Annotated in this window: 16 protein-coding genes; 5 read left to right on the top strand and 11 right to left on the bottom strand. The window is 69.8% G+C overall.

Features of this window, described 5'->3' with window-relative positions; genetic code table 11:
• The first annotated feature begins 97 nt into the window (after window positions 1-97).
• The gene (locus ACIQ6S_RS12350; RefSeq protein WP_397608622.1) at window positions 98-1558 is read left to right on the top strand and encodes a DUF3106 domain-containing protein; all 1461 of its coding nucleotides are present in this window, start codon (window positions 98-100) and stop codon (window positions 1556-1558) included.
• Between the two features lie 37 nt (window positions 1559-1595).
• Here ACIQ6S_RS12350 and ACIQ6S_RS12345 read toward each other — a convergent pair whose 3' ends face one another.
• Complete coding sequence (locus ACIQ6S_RS12345; RefSeq protein WP_397608621.1) at window positions 1596-2792, bottom strand: DUF3667 domain-containing protein; 1197 nt, start codon at window positions 2790-2792, stop codon at window positions 1596-1598.
• A gap of 43 nt (window positions 2793-2835) precedes the next feature.
• Between ACIQ6S_RS12345 and ACIQ6S_RS12340 the strand changes: the two genes are divergently transcribed.
• Window positions 2836-4239, top strand: coding sequence for an MATE family efflux transporter (locus tag ACIQ6S_RS12340; protein ID WP_397608620.1), 1404 nt, complete (start codon window positions 2836-2838; stop codon window positions 4237-4239).
• A 36-nt stretch (window positions 4240-4275) separates the two neighbouring features.
• Window positions 4276-6138 (top strand): signal peptide peptidase SppA, encoded by a 1863-nt coding sequence (sppA, locus tag ACIQ6S_RS12335; protein ID WP_397608619.1) that lies wholly within the window; start codon window positions 4276-4278, stop codon window positions 6136-6138.
• Window positions 6139-6231: 93 nt separating this feature from the next.
• Here the strand turns inward: sppA and ACIQ6S_RS12330 are convergent, their stop codons facing one another.
• The gene (locus ACIQ6S_RS12330) at window positions 6232-6474 is read right to left on the bottom strand and encodes a hypothetical protein (RefSeq protein WP_397608618.1); all 243 of its coding nucleotides are present in this window, start codon (window positions 6472-6474) and stop codon (window positions 6232-6234) included.
• A gap of 308 nt (window positions 6475-6782) precedes the next feature.
• Entirely contained in the window at window positions 6783-7202 is a 420-nt protein-coding gene (locus tag ACIQ6S_RS12325) for a hypothetical protein (protein ID WP_397608617.1), read from the bottom strand.
• 36 nt (window positions 7203-7238) lie between these two features.
• Here ACIQ6S_RS12325 and ACIQ6S_RS12320 point away from each other — a divergent pair, with 36 nt between their 5' ends.
• Complete coding sequence (locus ACIQ6S_RS12320) at window positions 7239-7928, top strand: trypsin-like serine protease (protein WP_397608616.1); 690 nt, start codon at window positions 7239-7241, stop codon at window positions 7926-7928.
• A 33-nt stretch (window positions 7929-7961) separates the two neighbouring features.
• Window positions 7962-8744, top strand: a complete 783-nt coding sequence (locus tag ACIQ6S_RS12315; protein WP_397608615.1) for an SDR family oxidoreductase — start codon at window positions 7962-7964, stop codon at window positions 8742-8744.
• An 8-nt stretch (window positions 8745-8752) separates the two neighbouring features.
• Here ACIQ6S_RS12315 and ACIQ6S_RS12310 read toward each other — a convergent pair whose 3' ends face one another.
• The 8 genes from ACIQ6S_RS12310 to ACIQ6S_RS12275 all read right to left on the bottom strand — a co-directional run bounded on the left by ACIQ6S_RS12310 (window position 8753) and on the right by ACIQ6S_RS12275 (window position 19295).
• On the bottom strand, window positions 8753-9427 hold the full coding sequence (locus ACIQ6S_RS12310) for a DUF4124 domain-containing protein (protein ID WP_397608614.1): 675 nt from the start codon (window positions 9425-9427) through the stop codon (window positions 8753-8755).
• A gap of 1 nt (window position 9428) precedes the next feature.
• Window positions 9429-11168: a serine protease gene (locus ACIQ6S_RS12305; protein WP_397608613.1), complete on the bottom strand. Its 1740-nt coding sequence runs from the start codon at window positions 11166-11168 to the stop codon at window positions 9429-9431.
• A gap of 131 nt (window positions 11169-11299) precedes the next feature.
• Window positions 11300-13858, bottom strand: coding sequence for a DNA topoisomerase I (locus tag ACIQ6S_RS12300; protein WP_397608612.1), 2559 nt, complete (start codon window positions 13856-13858; stop codon window positions 11300-11302).
• Window positions 13859-13973: 115 nt separating this feature from the next.
• Window positions 13974-15266 (bottom strand): RDD family protein, encoded by a 1293-nt coding sequence (locus tag ACIQ6S_RS12295; protein ID WP_397608611.1) that lies wholly within the window; start codon window positions 15264-15266, stop codon window positions 13974-13976.
• Window positions 15266-16315 carry an RDD family protein gene (locus ACIQ6S_RS12290; protein ID WP_397608610.1) on the bottom strand — a complete coding sequence of 350 codons (1050 nt, stop codon included), beginning with the start codon at window positions 16313-16315 and terminating at the stop codon, window positions 15266-15268. Before ACIQ6S_RS12290 ends, ACIQ6S_RS12295 begins: the two co-directional genes overlap by 1 nt.
• Before the next feature lie 122 nt (window positions 16316-16437).
• Window positions 16438-16911, bottom strand: coding sequence for a DUF494 family protein (locus ACIQ6S_RS12285; protein ID WP_297865041.1), 474 nt, complete (start codon window positions 16909-16911; stop codon window positions 16438-16440).
• A 4-nt stretch (window positions 16912-16915) separates the two neighbouring features.
• Entirely contained in the window at window positions 16916-18112 is a 1197-nt protein-coding gene (dprA, locus tag ACIQ6S_RS12280) for a DNA-processing protein DprA (protein WP_397608609.1), read from the bottom strand.
• Between the two features lie 61 nt (window positions 18113-18173).
• Window positions 18174-19295, bottom strand: coding sequence for a LysM peptidoglycan-binding domain-containing protein (locus ACIQ6S_RS12275; RefSeq protein WP_397608608.1), 1122 nt, complete (start codon window positions 19293-19295; stop codon window positions 18174-18176).
• Window positions 19296-19398 lie beyond the last annotated feature (103 nt).

Here is a 19398-nt window from a genome sequence, read left to right as displayed (position 1 = left end):
TGTCAACCGGTTGGCGAAAAAAAGTGCGGACGACCGCACAAGGCCGCGGGAACCGGCGAAACGTGACCTTGTCGACGCCCCTGCCTAGACTCGCGGGGTGAGCTCGACCCCTTCCTCCGCCCTTCCGGCCTTCCTCCGCGGCATCGAGCCTCGCGCCCGCGTGCTCTCCCGCGCCCAGGCCGGTCCGGCCCTCGACGACGAGCGCCTGCTGGCCGAAGTGCGGGAGGAGTTCAGCGCGCGCGCGGCCCGTCTCCCATTGGCCGAGTGGCCGTTGCGCTACTGGGGCTTGCTGCTGGCTCGCGACGAGCTCGGCCGCCCTTCCGGCCAGACCCCGGCGCATCCGCTCTACAGCCTGACCCACACCCGTAGGCTCGCGCTTCTGCTGCGTCTGGTGGTCGGCCTGGAGCCGGCCGGTGCGGCTCGCGTCATGGGCTTGTCGGAAACCGCCTACCGCGCGCTCTGGGCCGATGCGGAGGACAAACTGGCTGAGCAGGGCGTGGGGTCGGCGGTGTTGATGCGCTGGAACGAGGCCTTCCAGCGCGAGGCGCGCGGCGAGGTCGCGTCCGCTGATGCCCCGCCGCGCACGCCGGCGCGGCATGCCGCGCCGATAGGGCGGCCTCGCGGGCCGCGCTGGCGCCCGACGCCCCTGCAGTGGGGGCTCGGGGCGGTGGCGCTGGTCTTGCTGGCCGTGTTGGCGGCGACTTTCATCTGGCCGCCGGCGCCGATGGTGCCGGCCACGGCCGCAGGCCCGGCCGATGCCGCCCCGGCGACCCTCGAGGCCTCGCCCGGATCGCCGCCCCGCGACATGGCGGCGGAGCTGGTCGTGGATCCCGATTTCGCCCTGCTCGACGCGGCCCCGGCCGCGCCCTGGCGTGAGGGCGTCGCCTTCCTGAGCTGGGCGACCGTGCAGCGTGGCGTGGCCCTGCCGACCCCGCCCGACCCGGCCCCGGCTGCGGCCCGGCCTTGGGGCAGCCTGCCGGCGGATCGACAGTCCCTGCTGGCCCCGGTCCAAGCGGCGTGGCCGGCGCTGGACGCCGCCTCGCAGGCCGACCTGCTGGCCAATGCGGAGGCGTGGGCCGGCTACGACACCGCCCGCCGTGAGGCCCTGCGCACGGCCTACGCCGCCTGGGTGCAGCGGCCGGCGCTGGAGCGCTCCGCCCTGCGCGCCGCCCATGCGGAGTGGAAGGCGCTGGATGCCGGGGAGCGCGAGGCGCTGACGGCCACGGTGGCCGCGCTGGCGGCCCAGCCGGTCGAGGCGCAGCAGGCGCAGCGGGCGGCCTTCGCCGCCCTGGACGCGCAAGCCCAGCGCGACTGGGCGGTCGGCCCCCGGCTTGGCGCCCAGCTGCCGGGGCTGCGACCCCTGCTGGCCTTCGTGCCGGCCAGCGAGCAGGCGGCTCTGATCGCCGCGCTCGAGGCCCTCGGCGAGCCGACCCGCGCTGCCTTGGCGGCGCGCGTGGCCACCATGGGTACGGCGCAGCGGGCTGCGCTTCGCGGCAAGGTACTGGCGGCGCCGGCGGAGGCCCGCCCGGGCCTGCTGGCCGAGGCGGCGGGGGGCTGAGGTTCCCGGTGGCGTCAGGCGCGGTGGCCGGGCGGCGCTACAGCCAGACCAGTGCCGCCAGCAGCGCGAACACCGCCACCACCGAGAGCAGCAGGATTTCGGCGAAGCCGAGGATCGCGAAGTTCAGGCTGGTCGCGAACCAGCCTTGGCCGTACACGCGCTTCAGGTGCAGCCACAGGTAGGCGGGGACCCACAGCAGGGTCAGCCACTCCAGCCAACCCATCGGGGCCGCCAGCCACGCCGGCGACCCGAGCAGCGATTCGATCGACGTCATCGCCATCAGCACCAGCAGCATCGCGCAGACGAAGGCGTGGCCGTGCAGGGCGCTGACCAGATGCTCCATGTACAGCCGGGGCTGGTAGACGTAGAGGGTCTTCAGCAGCAGGGCGAACACCGGCACCAGCACGAACAGCGCCGTCGGCAGGGCCGAATAGAACGCGTTCCGCAGCAGGTCGGGCTCCTCGCGCACGCGCTTCCAGTTCTCCGGGATGTGCCCGATCTGCACGTTGAGCCAATCGTTGGCCGTGTCCGGCAGGGAATCGATGACGAGCGGGTTGCTCTCCGCGTGCCAGGGCTTGCCGTTGAAGTTGAGGTCCGGCGCATCGTCGTTCTCGTCGAGCGTGATCCCGGGCGAGGACGAACGCCCTTGCGCATCGCCGGTCGCTGCGGGCGTCGCGCGCAGTTCGTCGATACGTTGCCGGGCGTCCTCCGCCATTTGCTCTTCGGCCGCATCGAGCACCGCGACCACGCCGGGCACGTTCTTCGATTCCTCGCGGCGTGTCGCCATCTCGGCGCGCACTTCGGCCAGCCGGGCCTCCACGCCGTCGACGGTGTCGATCTCCTCGAAGCCCTCGTTGCCGTCCGGGTTGATGACCACGGCATCGGTGCCGGCGACCCGCACCGCATCGTCGCGCCCGATCTCGAACGACGGCGTGGCGAGCTTCGCCGCGAAGAACGTGCCGATGCACAGGAACACGAACAGCCGCACCGGCGAGACGTAGCGCACGCGGTGGCCTTCGACGTATTCGCTGGTCAGGAAGCCGGGCTTCAGCAGCAGCGCCGGCAGCGTGCGCAGCAGGCGGCCGTCGATGTTGAAGATCGTGTCGGCGACATCGCCGAGGATCGAACTGAAGTGCCGGACCAGGCCCTTCGTCGGCTGACCGCAGGCGTAGCAGTGCTCGCCGTACAAGGGCGAACCGCAGTTGCGGCAATGGGCGTCGGTGGGCGTCGTCATCGCCGATATAGTAGGCCCCCGCCGTTCCCCGGGTTCCCCTGCCATGCGTCATGACGACGCCCGCCACGCGCGCCTGAAGCGCGAGCTGCGGGCCACTGCCCTGCTGTCCGCGCCGCTGGTGGTCGGGCAGCTGTCCTCGATGGGCATGAACGTCATCGACACCGTGCTGGCCGGACGCCACGGCACGCAGACCTTGGCCGCCATCGGCGTGGGCGCCCCGGCGTGGTCGGTGGTGATCCTGCTCTGCATCGGCGTGCTGATGGCCGTTCCGCCCTCGGTGGCCCAGCTCGATGGCGCCGGGCGCCGCGGCGAGATCGGCGCCCTGTTCCGGCAGGCGCTGTGGCTGGCGCTGGCCCTCGGCCTCGGCCTGTTCGCGTTGATCCGGCTCGCGCCGGTCGCGTTGTCGAACTTCATCGCGCCCGAGGTGATGCCCGGCGTCACCGGTTTCCTCCATGGCATCAGCTGGGGCGCGCCGGCGTTGGCCCTTTACTTCAGCCTGCGCTACCTCGCCGAAGGCGTGGCCTGGACGGTGCCGACCATGGTGATCGGCGCCGGTGGCCTCGTGCTGCTGCTGCCCCTCGGATGGGCCCTGATGGACGGCGTGGGTCCGCTGCCGGAGCTCGGCGCGGGCGGGCTCGGCCTCGCCACGGCGCTGGTGCTCTGGCTGCAGGTCGCGGTCATGACGGCCACGCTCGCACGCTCGCGGCGCTGTGCGGACCTCGGCCTCTTCGCCCGCTTCGACGCCCCCGATGCGGCGGCCATCGGCCAGCTGCTGAAACTCGGCCTGCCGATGGGGCTGGCGATCTTCATGGAGGGCAGCCTGTTCGTTGCCACCGCCCTGCTGATCGCCACCCTGGGCACCGTGCCGATCGCCGCCCACCAGGTCGCGATCCTCGCGGCCTCCGCGGCCTTCATGGTGCCGCTGGGCGTTGCCATGGGCACCACGGTGCGCGTGGGTCAGGCGGCCGGCGCTGGTGATGCCGAGGGCGTGCGCTGGGCGGCCAAGGCGGGCTGGATCATCGGCTTCGCCACCCAGACGGCCTCGGCGATCGTGCTGGCGCTGGGCGGGGCGTGGATCGCCTCGCTGATCACCGACGACCCGGCGGTCATCGCGATGGCCGCCACGCTGATGCTGTTCGCGGCGGTCTTCCAGTACACCGACGGCCTGCAGGCCATCTCGGCCGGCGCCCTGCGCGGCCTGAAGGACACCCGCGTGCCGGCGTGGATTTGCGTGCTCAGCTACTGGGGCCTCGGCCTGCCGGTGGCGATTGGGCTCGGCGGCATCGGCGCCGATGGCGGCACCCGCATCGTCCTCGGCCTCGGCTGGGGCCCGCCGGGCTACTGGGCCGGCCTGATCGTGGGCCTGAGCGTGGCCGCGGTGCTGCTGACCTGGCGCTTCCTCGCGCATTCTTCACGTGACCTTCGGGGCGTGACCGGCGCCGATTGAGCGGCTAAGGTCGGGGCGTCGTTTACGGAGTCCCCCATGGCCACTGTCGATCGTCCCGGTCCCCTGCGTCGCCTGTTCGGCGGTCTGTGGGACGCGCTGAATTTCACCCGCCGCCTCGTTTTCAACCTGCTGTTCCTCGCGGTGCTCCTGTTCCTGCTGGTCGCGATCCTTTCGGGTCCGTCGGTGAAGCCGGTGCACGACAAAAGCGCACTGGTGCTCGAGCTCGGTGGACGCCTCGTCGAGGAGGCACGCTCGCCGGCGCAGAAGTTCGAGGAGCAGATCACCGGCGGCGAGGCGATCCCGGAGTTCCAGCTGCGCGACCTGCTGCGCGCCATCGACGGCGCCAAGGACGATCCGAAGATCGACCGCCTTGTCCTGAAGACCGACGGCTTCTCGGCCAGCGGTTTCGCCGCGCTGCGAGAGCTCGGTGACGCCATCGCCGACTTCAAGGCCAGCGGCAAGCAGGTCGTCGCTTGGGGCACCGGCTACGACCAGGTCGGCTACTACCTCGCGGCGCAGGCCGACGAGATCTACATGGATTCCGAAGGCCTGATCCTGATCGAAGGCCTCGGCCGCTATCGCCCTTACTACCGCGAGCTGCTGGCGGACAAGCTCGGCGTCGACGTGCACCTGTTCCGCGTTGGCGAGTTCAAAAGCGCCGCCGAGCCTTACATCCTCGATGGTGCCTCGGCGGAATCGAAGGAGGCTGATCTGTTCTGGATGAGCGACCTCTGGCAGCGCTATCTCGCCGACGTGTCGTCGGCGCGGAAGTTCGAAGGCGCCTCGTTCGAGACGCTGGTGGCCGAGTTCCCCGCGCGCCTGAAGGCCGCCGGCGGCGACTTCGCCAAGCTCGCGGTCGAAACCAAGATGATCGACGGCACCAAGACCGCCGAAGAGCTCGAGACCCTGCTCGCCGAGCGCGGCGCGGAAGACGAAGAGACGGGCTACCGCCAGGTCGACCTCGGCCGCTTCCTGTCGCACCTCGGCGCGCCCACGCTGCCGACCGAGTCGGCGCCGGGAATTGGCGTGGTCGTCGCGCAGGGCGGCATCGTCGACGGCGAGCAGCCGGTCGGCGCCGTCGGCGGCGTCAGCACCTCGGCCCTGCTGCGGCAGGCGCGCGAGGACGACGCCATCAAGGCCGTCGTGCTGCGCGTCGATTCGCCCGGCGGCGGCGTGTACCCGTCCGAGCAGATCCGCCGTGAAGTCGAGCAGCTGAAGGCGGCGGGCAAGCCGGTCGTCGTCTCGATGGGCAATGTCGCGGCCTCGGGCGGCTACTGGATTTCGATGAACGCCGACACGATCTACGCCGATCCCTCGACGATCACCGGCTCGATCGGCATCTTCGGCCTGTTCATGAACGGCCCGCGCGCGCTGGAGAAGATCGGCGTGCGCACCGACGGCGTCGGCACCACGCCGCTGGCTGGCGCCTTCGACCCGACCCGCGCCCTCGTGCCGGAAGTGGGCGAGCTGATCCAGACCTTCATCGACCACGGCTACCAGCAGTTCATCGGCAAGGTGGCCACGGCGCGCGAGACCGACGTCGCGGCGATCGACCAGGTGGCCCGCGGCCGCGTCTGGAGCGGTGCGCAGGCGAAGGAGCGCGGCCTCGTCGACGAGCTCGGCGGCCTGCGCGACGCGCTGGCGAAGGCGGCCGAACTCGCGAAGCTCGAGGCCGATGCCCCGCACACCTACCTGACGGCTCCGATGACGCCCTTCGAGCAGTTCCTCGCCGACGTCAACCGCAGTGCGCAGTCCAATGCGGTACTGGGCCGCGTCGCGCCGGCACTGGCCTTCCTCGGCGACGAGCATGCCGGCCGCGTGGCCGACGATCTCGCCTTCGCGCTGGATTCGCAGGGCAAGCCCTTCCGCGCCGTCGCGCACTGCTTCTGCGACCTGTAATCCGAAGACAGCCCTGCGTGGAACGAAAAACCCCGGCGCTCGCCGGGGTTTTTCTTTGGGGTGGCGCCGGAGCGTCGCGAACGGCCTCGACGATCAGCCGCCCTCGGGCGGCGCCGTTTCGCCGTTCTCCGCCGCATCGATGGCCTCGCGCTGCGCGTCGGCGGCCTGCATCAGCGTGCCTTCGACGGCGCGTGCCTTGTCCTGCGGCGCCTGGATCGCATCGCGCAGTTCGGTGGCGTCGCCGGCCACCACCTGCGGCGTGGGCTCCTCTTCCGGCACCGGCGTGGGTTCCACGGGCGTGGGCTCGGGGCTGCAGGCGGCGAGCGAGATGGCCATAAAGCACGCCGCAGCGATCATCAGCGCAGAGCGACCGGTCGATATCGCGGTGCGATCAGGAGTAGCGCTTGAATGTTTCTGACTTTCGAGGATGGTCGTCGGCGTAGGCTCGCACGGCCCCCTGCGTCGTTCTGGAGTTGCATGTGTCGTCATTTCACTGCGTCCTCTCTGTGGCCATGTTCGCGTTCATCGCCTCGGGTTGCCGAGCTTCGAATCCGGCCCCTGTATCGGTGGGATCTCATCCGGTGCCCCCGGCATTTTCCGAGGACCAGTCACTGTCGCGCGATGCGGCCGAGATTGCACGAGCATCAGGCGAAGATCCACGCCTCGCTCAGGAACGCCTTGATTTCCAGATCAGAAGCGGCCCCGCTGTTGGTGTGCTTCGAAGGCTTTACGCAGATCGATTGGTTGGCGTTTCGAGAGTGGCTACCGAGCAAGGCTTCGTTCTCCGCGTGTTGCTCCAGGGGCTTGATCCTGCGCCTGTCGTCCCAAAGACGGCCGAGACCGAAGGCATTGATGTCATCGTCGAAGTCGGCGCGCGATTCACTGGACAGCAACTTCGCGCGCTTGTCGCGAGCAAGCAGCGCCAATTGACGGAATCCGTGCCCGCATTTCTGTCGGCGTTCGTCGAAGAACGGACGGGTGACGTCGTTGTCTTCCTCCGCCCGGTAGACGGTCGATCCGTGTCGGATGATCAGGCGGCGGTCGAAGAAGTCCTGGGAACTCAAGTGGTGGTGCGCCGGTCAACCGGTCGATTCGAGGGAATGAGCATGGCCGGAAGCGGGAGGCACGTTGGGGCGGGCCTCGGTCGGCCGGGATGCACAGGGAGCTTTCCGGCACGACGCGGACGTCAATCTGGCGTCCTTTCCGCTGCACACTGCGAGAACGACAACGTTTACTACAACGGTGTCGATGGAGAGGGCTATCGGCTGTCGGTGTCCCAGGAAAGTTGGACGGCCTCGACAGACGTGCAATTCATGGTTGGCCATTCTCTGGCCAAGCAAGCTTTGCGGGTTGGCGTGCGTCCGGAGTTCTACGAGAACGCTTGGCCGAACGTTCGCGTGCGCGAGCTCGTAGGCTCCATTGCCCAATCCTCGCTTGCGGAGGGAGATACGATCTGCAAGTACGGCGCCGTCAGCGGATACTCCTGCGGAAAGGTGGTTCGGGTTCTCTTCGCGCCGCCCTATCCTTTCTCGGACTGCAACGGTGGGCCCTGCGGTGAGACATGGGTGCTCATGGGGCCGCTGGATGTTGGCACGCCCTTCAACTGCGCCAAGGGCGACAGCGGCGGCCCCTGGTTCGTTGGCGGCAGGGCCGTTGGCATCATGATGGGATCGGAGATCGATGAGGCCGGCCGGTGCTTCTATGCCGTTTTCATGAGTGTCGATCGCATCAGCGTCGTGGGTGCCGAGTTGCACATCGCAGGGCGGGAGATTCCGATACCCAAGCAGTAAACCTAGGAGATGCCGTTGGCATTCGTGAAAACCATGGATCGACATTCCTTGCGCTGGCGCCTCGACGGCCAGGTCGCCCTCGTTACCGGCGCGAGTGCCGGCATCGGCCGCGCCACCGTCGCCGAATTGCTCGGCCTCGGTGCCACCGTGCTGGCCTGCGCGCGCGACATCGACACCCTCGAAGCCGCCGCCGCCGAGTGGCGCGAGGACCATCCCGAAGGCGAGGTGCACGTGCTGGCCTGCGACGTCGCTGAAGCGGTGGGCCGCGAGCGCCTGTTCGACTGGATCGACGGTCTCGGCCTCGGGCTCTCGATCCTCGTCAACAACGTCGGCGCCAATCAGCGCCGCGCGACCATGGATTACGACGAAGCGGAGTGGCGCGCCATCTTCGAAACCAACGTGTTCGCCACCTTCGAAATCTGCCGCAGCGCGTATCCGCTGCTGCGCGAACATGCGAGTTCGGCGATCGTGAATGTCGGCTCGGTGTCCGGCGCCACGCATGTGCGCACCGGTTCGCCCTACGGCATGAGCAAGGCGGCGATGCACCAGCTCACGCGCAACCTCGCGGTCGAGTGGGCGCCCGAAGGCGTGCGCGTCAACGCGGTGCTGCCCTGGTACATCCGCACGCGGCGCACCTCCAGCGTGCTGGCCGACGCCGACTACCTCGAGGACGTGCTCGACCGCACGCCGATGTCGCGCATCGGCGAGCCCGAGGAAGTGGCCGCGGCCATCGCCTTCCTGTGCCTGCCGGCCTCGGGCTACATCACCGCGCAATGCCTCGCGGTGGACGGTGGCTTCCTGAACTACGGGTTCTGAGGCGCCCGCTAGTCGCGGCAGTCGTTCTCGACGACGGCCTTGGCGCGATCGCGCTCGCGACGGCGGGTGGCCTGCGTGTCGCTGAAGGCATGGCGAAGCGCCGACTCCGCGTCCGCCAGCCGCTCTTCCCACGCCGCGCAGGCGGCTTCGCCACCCAGTTCGACGCAGGCATCCTCGACGGTGCGGCACAGCGTCGCGGCTGAGGGCGGCGCGCGCGACAGATCCACCCCGAGCACGGACAGCGGCACGCAGCGCGGCTGCGGGTCGTAGGTGTCAGAGAGGCGCGACGTCCCGTTGAGGTCGGTGCAGCGCCATAGCGGTGGGGGCAGCACGCTTCGTCGCGGCGGCGCGGCTTCACCCGGTGTGATCCCCGGCGGAGGCGAGCCCGCGCTTCCGCCCGTGGGCTCGCCGTTGGCCTCCGAGGCCGGCAGCGAGGAAGCCGAAGGCGCCGGTGGCGGTGCGAACGCGGCGATCTCGCGCAACTCCTGTTTCTGGCCGCGCGGGCAGGGTTCGTCCTGCAGCGCGACCGAGCCATCGGCCGCGGTGCAGCGATAGATCACGGCCGTCGGAGCGGCGGCCACCGGGGTGGCCACCGAGGGCAGGGCCAGCAGCGACAGCAGGGCCGCCACGACGGCGCGGACGCCCGCGCCGCCGCGATGCCCGCGCCGGCGCGCCGGGCCCACCTCAGATCTTCGAGAGCGTCACCGTGCGGTTCACGGTGCCGTCGTTGAAGGTCAGGGTGGCCGAGGTGGCCGAGGTGAAGGTCATCGTGCCGGTGCCGACGGTGCTGTAGCTCACCGCGTTCGGATTGAACGTCGGTCCCCAGTTCGGGCCGGTGGCGCGGTCGAGGTTCGCCGTGACGACGTCCGCGCCCGTCCAGGCGCCCTGGAAGCGGTACCACGCCGGACGGCCCTGGCTGTCGTAGACGAAGAACAGCGCGAACATCTGCCCGGGGAAGTTGAAGACCGTGAGGCCCCAGCCCGACTCGGCCGGCACGAACCACGCGCCGGTGTAGTCGCGCGTCGGGCCCGCCGCGGTGCCGAGCCACTGCTGCAGCGAGGGGTAGACCTGGTCGAAGCGCGAGTAGTAGTCGACGTTCCCGTTGCCTTCCGACTGCCCGGTGTTCGCGCAGGATGCGCCGCCGCCGGCCAGGCCGCCGCGCAGCTGGTAGTCCGACCCGCTGAGCGTGAACAGGCCAGAGCCCGAGCTGCCGCCTTCAGTGGTGCCTTCGGCCCAGCTCGAACGGGCTGTGCTGGTCACGACCTGACCGCCGATGTTGACGTTGGCGCTGAAGCCGTTGTGCGTACCGCGGCTGTACTTCTTGTTGTCGCCGTCCGGATGGTGGATGGCGATGGTGGCGGTCGGTGCCGTCAGCGTGGTTGCGTTCCAGCCGGCGAAGAAGGCGCCGCCCGGCGGTGTGGTGCGCAGGCGCAAGAAGGAGGCGTCGGTGGCCAGCGTCGCGAACAGCAGGTCGGCGCCGCCGGTGAGCTGCGTGTTCGGGCCGGAGTTGGACACGCCGCAGGTCGGCGTCTCGTAGTTCCAGAACGTCGACAGCGTGCTGGCTTCGCTCTGGAGGCTGATGCAGTGCGCGGCGGTGTAGAAGTAGGGCACCTGGGTGGCGGGCACGCTGTCGTTGAGCAGGGTGCCGGTGCAGGTGAACGAGCCGTCGCCGGTGGTGAAGGCCATGCGCGCCACGGCGTTCTTCGCGTTGATGAAGGGCTGGCCCAGCGTGCCGGTGCGGCAGACGACGTCGATGTTGCAGGCCCCCGACGTGCCGAGCGCCTTCGCGAGGCTCAGCGGCCGCAGCGGCGAAGTGACGAAGTGCGAGGCTGCGCGCGTGGCCGGTGTGAAGGCGGCGGCGCCGTTCGGAACGAACAGTTCGAGGCGCTGGGTGTCGCCGTCGGTCACGGGCGACCAGTACACGCCATTGCCGTCGACACCGCTCTTCATCGCGTCGGCATCGGCGAACTCGATCACGCCGCCGGTGCTGCTGGCGACGCGCAGCTCCGCGCCGTCCGGCAGGCCGCGCAGGTCGAGGCCGACGCGCAGCGCGGCGGCCTGCGGCGAGGCCACGTCGAAACGCAGCACCTTGCCGCCGGCGACCGGGGACCAGGCGAGCCCGGACGGCAGCAGCGTGTCGGCCTCGTCGGCCACGTTGCGGTGGATGCCGATCTGCAGGCGCTTGGCGCCATGGGCGACGTTGTGCCGCTGCATGGCGGCCACGCGTTCGCCATCGAGCGACTGGAAGCGCAGCGTGGCCTGCGGCGCCAAGGTGGCGGCCTTGAAGGCATGTGCGATGTCGCGCTTGGCGTTCTCGAGCTTCAGCGGCTCGCCGCGGACGCTCTGGGCGGAAGTGTTCGGCGCAGCCAGAGTGGCGAGGCTGGCGAGGACGGCGGCGGCAAGGATCTGGGGACGAAACGACATCGCGGGGCTCCTGAGGGTCGGCCGTGCGGTGGCCGAGGGGGAACCCGATGCTACCCCCGCGGCGGCGTGCGCTGCACGCCACCCGGGTATCTGTTCAGCCGCCGTGGCCCCGTCTGAACGGGCCCGCGGATTCAGGCCTTCGCAGCGGCCTTCTTCACCGCCTTCTTCGCGGCCGTCTTCTTCACGGGCGCCTTCTTGGCCGCGGCTTTCGTCGCCGCCTTCTTGGCCGGGGCCTTCTTCACGGCGGCTTTCTTCGCCGTCGCCTTCTTCGCCGCCGAGGGCGCCTTCACGGCATCCCCCTCGGGGGCGGCGGCTTTGGTGGCCTTCTTCGCGGGCGCTTTCTTCGCCGCGGCCTTCTTCGCCGCGGCCTTCTTGGCGGCCGCCTTCTTGGCGAAGCGGCCCTTGGCTTCCGGCGCGGCCTCGAGGATGGCCTTGCACTCCTCGAGCGTCAGGGAAGCGGGCTCGCGATCCTTCGGGATCTTGCCGTTCTTGTTGCCGTCGGTGATGTACGGGCCGTAGCGCCCGTTGAGCACCTCGATGCCGGCGTCATCCCACTTCTTGATTATGCGGTTGGCGATGGCCAGCTCGCGCGCGTCGATCAAGGCCACCGCCTGCTCGAAAGTGATCGTGTACGGGTCGTCTTCCTTGCCCAGCGAGGCGTAGGTGGGCCCGCGCTTGGCGAAGGGCCCGAAACGGCCCACGGCCACCGTCACCGTCTCGCCGTTCGACACGCCCAGCGTGCGCGGCAGGTCGAAGAGCTTGATCGCCTCGTCGAGCGTGATGGTGTGCATGCTCTGGCCGCCGCGTAGGGAAGCGAACTTCGGCTTGTCCTCGTCCTCGGCGGTGCCGATCTGCGCGAACGGCCCGTAGCGCCCGAGGCGCACCGACACCGGCTTGCCGCTCGCCGGGTCGACGCCCAGCACGCGCGAACCCGAGGCCTCGCTGCGCTCGACGCTCTCGCCTTTCTCTTCCACCGTCTTCGAGAACGGCCTCCAGAACTTCTCGAGCAGCGGAACCCACTCGGCCTCGCCGCGCGAGACCTCGTCGAGCTCGTCCTCGAGCTTGGCGGTGAAGTCGTAGTCGACGTACTGCGCGAAGTGCGCCGACAGGAACTTCGCCACCGCGCGGCCCACGTCGCTCGGCCGGAAGCGGCGAGCGTCGAGGAAGACGTACTCGCGGTTGAGCAGGGTCTGGATAATGCTGGCGTAGGTCGAGGGACGGCCGATGCCGTGTTCCTCGAGCGCCTTCACCAGCGAGGCTTCCGAGAAGCGCGGCGGCGGCTCGGTGAAGTGCTGCGTGGTCGTCACCTCGGCCAGCGGGATCCGGTCGCCGGGCTTCATCTCGGGCAGCTTGCGGCCCTCTTCGTCGTCCTCCTCGCCCTTGGCGTCCTTGCCTTCTTCGTAGACGGCGAGGAAGCCCGGGTCGACGACCGTCGTGCCGCTGACGCGGAAGCCATGCTGGCTGCCGGCGGCGAGGTCGACCGAGACGGTGTTCAGCGTGGCCGGCACCATCTGTGAGGCCAGCGTGCGCTTCCACACCAGCTCGTACAGCCGACGCTCGTCGTCGGCGAGGAAGCGTGCCACCGAGGCCGGCGTGCGCAGCGCCGAGGTCGGGCGCACGGCCTCGTGGGCCTCCTGCGCGTTCTTCGACTTCGACTGGTAGACCACCGGCTTGTCGGGCAGGGCCTGGGTGCCGAAATCGCGGGCGATGACGTCACGGATCTCGGCCACGGCGTCCACCGACAGGCTGACGCCGTCGGTACGCATATAGGTGATCAGGCCGACCGTGCCCTCGTCGCCGAGGGCCACGCCCTCGTAGAGCTTCTGCGCGACGCGCATGGTGCGGCTGGTGGAAAAGCCGAGCTTGCGCGCGGCCTCCTGCTGCAGGGTCGAAGTGATGAAGGGCGGCGCCGGGCGGCGTTTGCGCTGCTTGCTTTCGACATCGGTGACGACCAGCAGGCCCTGCGCGTCCTTGGCGATGCGCGCGCGGGCGGCCTCGGCCGTCTTGCCATCGGTGATCGTGAACTGCTCGACCTTGCCGCCGTCGAGCTTGGTCAGCTTGGCGGTGAAGGGCTGCTTCGGGTGCGTGGCATCGGCGGCGATCGACCAGTACTCGCGCGCCTTGAAGGCTTCGATCTCTTCCTCGCGCTCGACGATCATCCGCAGCGCCGGCGACTGCACGCGGCCGGCGGAGAGCCCGCGCTGCACCTTGCGCCAGAGCAGCGGCGAGAGGTTGAAGCCCACGAGGTAGTCGAGCGCGCGGCGCGCCTGCTGGGCGTTCACCAGTTCGTCGCTGACCTTGCGCGGGTGCTCGACCGCTTCCTTGATCGCCTTCGGCGTGATCTCGGTGAACACCACGCGGTGCAGCGTCTTGTCCTTCAGCAGCTTGCGCTCCTTCAGGATCTCGGCGATGTGCCAGCTGATGGCCTCCCCTTCGCGGTCCGGGTCGGTCGCGAGGTAGATGGAGGTGGCGTCCTTGGCGGCCTTGGTGATCGCGTCGACGTGCTTCTCGTTCTTGTCGATCAGCTCGTAGCGCATGGCGAAGCCGCGCTCGGGATCGACCGCGCCCTCCTTGGGCACGAGGTCGCGGACGTGGCCGTAGCTGGCCAGCACCTGGAAATCCTTGCCCAGGTACTTGTTGATGGTTTTCGCCTTAGCGGGCGATTCGACGATGAGGAGGTTCTTGGCCATGTCCGGTTTACCGTGAGGGCCGCGCGCGGAAGGCCGCGCGAAGGGGCGAAAGCCCGCCATGCGGCGGGCTTTCCTTTTTTCATTAGGGCCACCGGTTCGGCGGCGGTGTCAAGTTTCAGCCCCGGCAGCCGGCCGGCAGGAGCTTGTCTTCCATGCTGCCGCCGCAGTCCCAGCCGCCGGCGCCGTCGTGGGAGAACCACAAGTATTCGCCATCGAAAGGGCCCGCCTGGGCGCCGCCCAGGGTGAAGCGGAGGCTGCATTGGCCGGCGTCGATCTCGCCGAGTTCGGTGGACTGCACGAGAGCGCTGGACGGCTCGACGAGCCCGGCTTCCTCGAGATTGGCCGGGCAACGGTCGGTTGCCAGCACGAACTCGTCGATGGCGAGGGTCATGCTGCGGCCCTGCGCCACCACTTCGGCGACCTTCGCGCGCTGGGTGTAGTCCTGGTAGGCCGGCAGCGAGATCGCCGCGAGCATGCCAACGAAGAACACGAGGCCCAGCAGCAGGCCGCCGACGAGGATGGCGATGCCGCAGCCGCCGAGGCCACGCTGCTGCCGCTCGGGGTTCGCGGTGTAGGCCCACTGGTCGACAACGCGGGTGCTGGCCACCATGTCGTGCAGGGCCAGCTTGCGGTCGGTGAAGGCCGCCATCAGGAAGCCGATGTAGAACGTCAGGTAGGACAGCGCCGCGGCGAACCAGCGCCCGGTCGAGCGCGCCAGCGTGATGCGCTGGCCGTCCTGGTCGACCACCTTGATGCCCAGCACGCGCTTGCCCGGGGTGGCCTGCCAGGCGGAGCCGGTGAACAGGATGTGGTACGCGCCCTGCATCAGGATCGGCAGCACGTAGAACCCGATCACGAAGACCCACAGCAGCGGGCCTTCCGGAAGGCCGCTGCCGGTGCTCGACTGGAACATCGTCGCGATGCCGCCAATGCCGAAGCCCAGCACGATCAGCATTAGGAAGATGATCGCGTACATCGCGATGCCGAGCACGAAGCTGTCGACGATGAACGCGGCGAATCGACGCAGGAACCCCGCGTCGACGATGTCCTCGCCATCGACCGTTCCGGTGGCCGAGGCATCGCGCGAGCTCGCCGCATAGGCCTGTGCCATGGCGGCGTCGGCGGCAGGTGCCCGCGGCGTTTCGGCGGTGATCACGCTCGCCGCGGGGGCCGCCGGCGGTTCCGGCATCACGGCCGCCGGCGCCGGCATCGGCGCCTCGGCGGCGAGGGCGATGCCGAGCTCACCGGCCACCGACTCGAGCGGCTGCCACTGCGGCATGCCGTTCTGCCAGACCAGGCTGCGGCGCTGCAGTTCGCCGGCTTCGAAGCGGCGGCGGATCTCGTCGGCCGCCATCGGGCCCAGCCGCTCGCGCGCGGCGTTGACGCAGTACCAGGTGGGCGAGGACATCAGTTCCAACCTCCGGAGCCAATGGCGGCGATGAAGAACACCGTCGCCCCGATGATGCCGAGGATCATCAGGCCCCAGAGCACCAGCACCGCGATGGCGCAGCCGCCGAGTTCTTCGGTCTGGCGTTCGGGGGTGTCGGTGAAGGCCCAGCGGTCGACCACCACGGTGTCGCAGATCAGGTCGTGCAAGGTCTGGCGCTTCTCGGTGAACAGCGGCAGGAGGTAGGACAGGCCGAGCGTGAAGATGTTCAGCCAGTTCGCGAAGTAGCGGCCGACGCTGCGCGCGAAGCTGATGCGTTCGCCATCCGGCCGCGCGACCTTGATCCCCACGAGCTGCTTGCCGGGCGACGCCTGCTGGTCCGAGGTGTAGAAGTAGCCGAAGTAGGCGATGCCGATGGCCACACCGATCAGCTGCGTGACCAGTTGCATCAGCGCCGATCCGAGGCCGGCATCGCCGCCGGCCAACCCGAGGCTGACGCCACTGATGAGGGCGATCGGCGTCTGCACGACCACCGTGATGATGCCGACGATGAAGCCGTCGATGATGCTGGCGGCGACCCGCTTCAGGAAGCTGGCGTACAGCACGTGGCCGTCGCCAATGAAGGCGGTCCGCGCCTGCGGATCCGCGCCGACCTGCGCGGCGTAGGCCTGCTGCAGGGCCGCGTCGGGATAGGCGCTAGCGGGCGGGGTCCGTTTCGGCTCCGACAGCGGCGATTCGGCACCGATGTCGGCGAGTCGCGGTTCGGAGCGCAGCACGCGGGTGGCTTCAGTGTCGGCACTCGCGGTCGGAGCCGGGCTGTCCATGCGGGGCGCGGGGGCTGGCGCGGGCGGCGGGGAAGGCGGCGCCGGCATCGACGCCTCGGAGGCGAGGGCGATGCCGAGCTCACCGGCCACTGATTCGAGCGGCTGCCACTGCGGCATGCCCTGGCGCCAGACGAGGGTTCGGGCCTCCACCGAACCGGCGGCGGCCAATTCGCGGATCGTCGCCGCGGGCACCGGCCCTTGGCGCTGCCGATCGGCGTTCACGTAGTACCACGGGGCCGTTTCCATGCCCGGACTCCAAGACTTCAGGGGGATGGCCGCGCGTGGCGGCGTCCCGGGAAGGATGCCCGTGAACGGCAGGTCAATGGAAGCCGAGCCGGCGCCGCCGGCGCGAGGAATGGCACCGCCGGTCAGTGCGTCGGAGCGGGTTCGTCGCCGAACATCAGGTTCTCCATCCAGGCGTAGGCGGCCTCGGCGCCCGGCTGGTTGAAGAGCACCATCAGTACCACCCACTTCAGGTCGTCGAGATCGATGTCGTCCTGGTCGAGCGCCATCGCGCGATCCACCGCCAGTTCGCGCTGCTCGGCGTTCAGTACGCCCGACTGCTCGAGGAACATCAGGAAGCCGACGCCTTCGGCGTCGAGCTTGGCGTACTCGGGGGCGGTGTACAGGCGCACCGGGCCGTCGAAGCGGGTGCTCGCGACGGCTGGGCGTTGCTCGGCCAGCTCATCCAGCCATTCGAAGGCCTTGTGGATCTCGGCCGGGCTGAAGCCGGCTTCGAGCAGGCCGTTCTGGAGCGAGTCGCGGTCGCGGACGAGGTCGGCGTCGTCGCTGAAGTAGTGTTCGAAGAGATAGAGCAGTACGTCGAGGATCGATTCTTTCATCACCCTATCGCCTGCGCTGCGAACCAGCGCGTGTGGGAGGGGCGGAGCCGCGGGGGAGATACACCCCGTGCTGCTGCGTGAGACGACCTTCCAACTCCATGCCAAGCAGGATGGGGGCGAGGGTGGCGGACGTCAATCCCGCGCGCTGAAGCAGTTCATCGAAGCCCGCGCCGTCCGGGCCGAGGGCCTGCCAGACCCGTTCGTCGTCGGCGCCGATGAAGGGCAGGGACTCCGTGGTCACGCACGGCGACGGTCGCGGCCCCCGCAGCGCCGAGCGCAGGCGGCCGATGGCTGCGCCAGTGCCGGTGGCCAGCGCTTCGATCACTTGGGCCGGATCGTCGGCGAGGGTGGCGCCGTCGCGGATCAGCCGGTGGCAGCCGCGCGCCTTCAGGTTCTCGGGCGCGCCGGGCAAGGCGAACACGTCACGGCCGGTCTCCGCCGCGAGCCGGGCGGTGATCAGCGCCCCGGAGCGCTGTGCGGCTTCGACCACGACGGTGGCGAGCGACAGCCCGGCGATGATCCGGTTGCGGCTGGGGAAATGCTCGGGCCGCGCGTCGGCCCCCGGCGGGTGCTCGGTGACGACGGCGCCGTGCCGGGCCACGTCGGATTGCAGCCGGCGGTGCGCGGCGGGGAAGCAGCGGTCCGGGCCGGTGGCGATGACGGCGATGGTTCCGGGCTCGTCCATCGTCGCGGCATGCGCTGCGGCATCCACACCAGCGGCCAACCCGCTGGTGACGACGTAACCGGCGTCGGCAAAGGCGCGGGCCCAGCGGGCCGCGCGCTCCCTGCCCGCCGGTGTCGGCGCCCGGCTGCCCACGACGGCGACCTGCGGCCACCACAACCGCTCCGTGTGGCCATGCACGAACAGCGCCGTCGGCGGGTTCGCTATCTCGCGCAGGAGGCTTGGATAGTCGGCATCGAACCAGCCCAGCATCGTGTGTGCCGGGTCAGCTTCGAGCCAGGCCCGTATCCCGCGCACGTAGGCGTCGGCCTCCGGGCCGAAGGCCGCTTCGCGCGCGCCGATCGGCGCACCCGCCGCCAACCAGTCGGCCACTGGCGCGGCCAACAGGCGTTCCGGGAGCCATCCAGCGTCGTCCGCCGCTTCCGGTGCGCGGGGTTCGTTGGGGCGCAGCGCCTCCCGCAGCCAGCCAGCATTGCCGGCAGCGTGGTGAAGGCGAAGGAAGGCATCGACGGTGTCCATGCCGGGAACGATGAAGGCGCCCGGAGGCGCCTTCAGTCGGAAAACCCCGCGATGTCGGGTCTTACTGCGCTGCGTCGGGCGCCTTCAGCGTGTCGCCAATCTGGGTCGGGCGGATGCCGTCCATCACCAGCGCATAGCTCACGCGATCGAAGGTGCGGAACACCATCACGCGGCCGTTGAACTCGTCCGGCAGCTGGACCTTGTCGCGAGCGGCGGCGATGCGGTTCGCGTTCTTCACGTCGTCCGGCACGGCCTCGCCGGGGCGCCAGGTCGAGAACACGGTGCCGTTCTTGACGCCGTCGGCACTGCCGACGGACAGCGCGATCACCGACCTCGGGCCGCCCGACAGGCCGGCGTCGGCCACGCCAATCACCGCGGCATGATCCGGAATCGATGTCGGCGCCTGCGGCAGGAAGCTGTCGTCGTAGGGCTGGGCTTCGGCCGGCACGGCGCGGTCGCCCGGGCGGACGTCGCCCGTGCCGTCGACGAGCAGGGCCAGCGCGACGTCACCTTGGACCTGCGTGATGCGCGCGAGGCTCTGGCGGGTCAGCTCGTAGCCGAGGCTCTCGCCGCGGGCCAGGTCGCGGCCCCAGGCGCTGCGGACATCGCGGTAGGTCTCGTCGCCGCGGAAATCCAACTCCGTCGGGATCGTGTTGGTGATGCGGCGCGAGGCCGGAAGGCGGAAGTGGTGCGTCGGACGCGCGAGCATGACCGTGTCGCCCACCGAGGCGCCCTCGAGGCCGCGCACGTAGGCGATCTGGCCGTCCACGCCACGCAGATGGCCTTCCTCGATGCTGACGACGTGCGGCAGGTCCTCGAACTCGTCAACGACCGAGCTCTGGCGCAGGAAGGCCTCGATGTCGGCCAGCGGCACGGTGGTGATGGCCGCTTCCGAACGCGGCCCGGCTTGCGTCGTCTGCACGACGGCGCGGCCGTCGAGGTAGGCGAGGCTGATAACGTCGCCCGGGTAGATCCGGTGCGGGTTCTCGATCTGCGGGTTCGCCTGCCAGATCTCCGGCCAGAGCCAGGGCTTCGACAGGAAGCGGCCGGCGATGTCCCACAGCGTGTCGCCGCGTTGCACGGTGTACGTGGTCGGATGCCCTTCACGCATCTCGACGGCAGCGGCGTAGGACGCCACCGTCAGCAGCGCGGCTGCGGTGACTGCACAAAGCCGTTTAAACATGGCCGCTATCCCCCTGATTTTCCGCAAGGTTAACACTTGTCACTATAGACCAGATCGTCCACGGCATTGCAATCGGCCAGCGCCGGTTGGGGTGCGGCCGCTA

This window comes from Silanimonas sp. (genome assembly GCF_044377035.1).
In the GTDB taxonomy this organism is placed as follows: domain Bacteria; phylum Pseudomonadota; class Gammaproteobacteria; order Xanthomonadales; family Xanthomonadaceae; genus Silanimonas.
Note: the sequence above shows the minus strand (reverse complement) of the source record. Positions and strands in the feature narration are given on the sequence as shown.